The sequence below is a fragment of the Microcoleus sp. S28C3 genome, assembly GCF_036700785.1.
GTDB lineage: Bacteria > Cyanobacteriota > Cyanobacteriia > Cyanobacteriales > Microcoleaceae > Microcoleus > Microcoleus asticus.
In genome coordinates this window covers 1-3,731 of sequence record NZ_JAUBPO010000234.1, presented here as the reverse complement: position 1 = coordinate 3,731, position 3,731 = coordinate 1, and the positions used below count along the sequence as shown (strand labels likewise).

General features: G+C 44.2%; 3 protein-coding genes. 1 reads left to right on the top strand and 2 read right to left on the bottom strand.

What is annotated here, in order from left to right:
* Nucleotides 1-72: 72 nt before the first annotated feature.
* Complete coding sequence (locus tag QUA13_RS31940) at nucleotides 73-273, top strand: hypothetical protein (protein ID WP_333205036.1); 201 nt, start codon at nucleotides 73-75, stop codon at nucleotides 271-273.
* A 24-nt stretch (nucleotides 274-297) separates the two neighbouring features.
* Here QUA13_RS31940 and QUA13_RS31935 read toward each other — a convergent pair whose 3' ends face one another.
* The gene (locus QUA13_RS31935) at nucleotides 298-2,328 is read right to left on the bottom strand and encodes a bifunctional serine/threonine-protein kinase/formylglycine-generating enzyme family protein (RefSeq protein WP_333205034.1); all 2,031 of its coding nucleotides are present in this window, start codon (nucleotides 2,326-2,328) and stop codon (nucleotides 298-300) included.
* Nucleotides 2,329-2,815: 487 nt separating this feature from the next.
* Nucleotides 2,816-3,235: a hypothetical protein gene (locus tag QUA13_RS31930; RefSeq protein ID WP_333205033.1), complete on the bottom strand. Its 420-nt coding sequence runs from the start codon at nucleotides 3,233-3,235 to the stop codon at nucleotides 2,816-2,818.
* Between the last annotated feature and the right edge of the window lie 496 nt (nucleotides 3,236-3,731).

The following is a 3,731-nucleotide window of genomic DNA, read 5'->3' as shown; positions in this document are numbered from 1 at the left end:
GCAATGGATACACTTCATAAGCTTGTACTCTATGCTGCACAAATATCCTAGCACTCACGCCTTAAGAGAACAGTGCCTGCTAAATTACTTGCTTGTTCGCAACAAGGCACTGAATTGGGGTGGTTAATAATTCCAGAAGAAGAAAGTATTTTAGCGGTATTTCCCGGGCAAAGAGTGGAACTGTACGAAGGTGCAACTGATTTGCCAATACTTAATGGGATTGAGTTAGAATTGACTGTTGAAACTGTTTTTAGCTGGTTGAGTTTTACTTAAGTTAAAAAGGCGTGACCCCGCTTGTTAAACAACAGAAACCACCACTCTAAAACCCACAATACTAGCCTTACAATCCGGCTGATATCTGAGGCGGCACGCGCTGCGACAATTCGGAGAATGATCGTTCCAAGAACCTCCCCGCAACAACCTCAGCGAAGAGTCCCCGTCAGACTCCCAAACGCTGCCATCCGCAGGCGCACCGTTATAATTATGGTGCCAAGAATCCGCGCACCATTCCCAAACATTTCCGTGGAAATCGTACAATCCGAAAGCATTAGGTTTAAAACTGCCAACATCTGTCGTTTGAAAGCGATAAACTCCCTTCGGCGCGTCAGCGTAATTAGAATTTCCGTTGTAATTGGCTAACTCGCTGGTAATCGTTTCCCCAAAGTGAAACGGCCCCGTAGTTTGCCCCCGGCAAGCATATTCCCATTGGGCTTCGCTAGGCAAGCGATAATTCTTACCAGTTTTGCGAGAAAGTCGATCGCAAAACTCTACAGCCTCGTACCAAGATACATTTTCTACAGGTCGATTTGCACCTTTAAAACGGGCAGCATCGGGATTGAGAAATATTTTAATTTCCGGCAGCGCCGCAACTGCTGTCCACTGGGCTTGAGTGACTGGAAATTTGCTAATATAGAAAGAGCCTAAAGTTACTGGGTGCTGCGGTTTTTCGTCGCTGTCACCCCGATCTTTTGGAGAACCCATGAGGAAAGTACCGCCAGGAACAGATACCATTTGCAGCACTGTACTGCTACCAAGATGTTCTTCAAAAAAACGCGCTTGGCGGCCCTTAACATTAGTTTGCTTCCCGCGCTTGTCTACTGTCACCACCTGAAATTCAAAAGTGCTTTTGACAGCGGGTATTCTCTGCGAGACCTTGTTGGGAGGCGGATTGGTGCTGGATTTTCCCCTGCTATTGACAGAGATATTGCTATTGATTTGCCCGCTTTGATTGAGCGGAGTATGGATAGCAAGTGGCCCTCCCTTTGTCACAGAAGAATTTAAAGCAAGTGGCCCTCCCTTTGTCACAGAAGAATTTAAAGCAAGTTGTCCTCCCTTGACAAAAGGGGGTTGAGGAGGTAAAGAATAGAGATTTAAAGCTTTGATTACTTCATCAGCAGATTGATATCTATTTTTGAGATAATCTTCAATTAACTTATCTAAAATTTTTGTCAGCTCGCTGCTGACTTTTGTGCCCGCTGGCAACCGTTCTCTCCACATCCAGTCGCCGTTTATCGGGTCATAAAGATCATCGGAACCGTCAACTTTTGGCAAACATTGAGTTAGCAGTCTCAGGCAAGTTATTCCCAAACTGTACAAATCGCTTCCGGGGAAAACTTGACCGCGCATTTGTTCTACCGGCGAATATCCAGGCGTTCCTACCGTCGTGCCTACTTTGCTCATCAGCGAGCCCGTCACTTGTTTGGAAATGCCGAAATCTATCAAAACTAACTCTCCCCGCCCTCCCCTTCGGAAAGCTGAATTCCGAAAATTTCCCGCCTTTGGCAGGGAGGAGCTAACAGACGTGCGGCGCCGCATGATATTCTCAAGTTTGATGTCTCGGTGAATGACATGGCGATCGTGCACAAATTTCAAAATCGGCAAAATATCTGCCAGCAACTGCCAAATTTTATCTTCGCTAAAAACACCCTGCTGAGTTAATTCAGCCAGTAAAGTTTGCCCCTCAATCAACTCTTGTACTAAATAAAGTCGCTTGTCTTGTTCAAAATAAGCAATTAATCGAGGAATTTGGGGATGTTCACCGAGTTCGTAAAGTCGTTTCGCTTCTTGCTTAAACAATTCTGCGGCTTTTTCAAGTGCTGAGGTTCCTTGAAATTGGGGTACAAACTGCTTAATTACGCAGGGATCGTCCATGCGATCCGTATCTACCGCTTCATAAGTTCTGCCAAATCCCCCTTCGCCCAACAGTCGAATCACGCGGTAGCGGTTTCTGAAGAGAGGGTTGAGGCCTTGCAATCCGCAACTTTGACAAAATTTAGAGTTGTCGGGATTGAAAGGATGAGAACACGTGGGATTAGAGCAGTAGAACATATCTGGGAAGAAATGATCCGATGAAGATTATGATATATCTTTTTGGCCGCCTCATGGAATACTAATAATTAATAATTGATTATTTACAATTGACAGTAGGGAGGGCATTACCCCGCGCTTGTGTCGCCCCAACGGAGAAAGTAGAAGGGAGCATTTAAAACGCCAATTAATCCCAAGAAAGCGATTTGAGGGCAAAAAAGGTCAGCGCGATCGACCGATTTTAGCAACCCGCTTACCGCCGATATTCGTCTGGGGATATTGGTAATTTCTTTACAGAGGGCACTATAGTACAACTCGGCGATCGCGCAACCAAAAAGCGATCGCACTCTCCGTATAAAAATAAGACTATAAACTAACAGAGCGATCCTCTTCGAGGGCTTCGCTAACGCACCGAATTGAAGAGCCCTCCATCCACTGGTAATTTTAAAGTATTGCGTATTGCGATCGAGTGTTGGAAACTACAATTCCTCAAATGAATGATTAAATATTAATTTGTAGTTTGGGGCAACAATTGATTTAGTGCACCACACAAGTATCCCTTCACCGTGTCTTTACTTGCACCCACGCCACTTGGAATGGTAAAGATCATCTCAACATTTAATAGATTGCCGTCCATTGAGGCAAATACGTCAATTGGCAAAGCACGCTGAAATGCTGTTGCGGGATTTTCGGCTTTCATTACACCTAAGTTCAGATCCGTACTGAGAGTCTTGATGCCCTCGCGGGCCAAAATGGGTCGTAATTGGGAAAATGCTCTCTCTATCGATAACCCCTCAATCTGAACACGTGCAGAAAAGGCGGCACCATTCAAAAAATCCCCCTTTTTTTGAAAGCTTTCCTCGCAGGTTGTGGCAACAGCGGGGGTGGCTAAACACATGAGAGCTATAGTCAAGACAAGCGATCGCATATTAACTGAGTTATAAGAATGAAACAATCATCAAGATCGTGATGAACCATTATAGGATTGTTTGACAAGTGATGCAAATACCTTCGATGGTTTTTAGCATGAGTTGCAGTTCCATTAGTATTGGCTTCTATTTTAGCAAGTATCGGAACTAGAAGAATTAAGAATAAATACTAAAAGGGCGATCGCACGCTCATTGAAGAGCGATGGAAGGCTATCTTCTCATTTTCCAACAGCATTTCAATCGCTTCACGTAGGTTAGCTTATAGCTCGTCTCAAGTTTCTCCTTGAGAATGCGCTCTCTTAGAAACCCGTAACATAGGCTACATATAAAGCAGTGTCAGGGTCTTTCTGAACAACGGCAGTGAAATTTCTCATACAGTTAAAGTCAAACAGCTTGACTTTAAAGCAAAATTCAATAAAACTGGAGTTTAGACTAAGCACAAATTTACTCAGAAGGAGCTGAGTAGAAATTATGGTGAATTTAGAGAGAGATTCC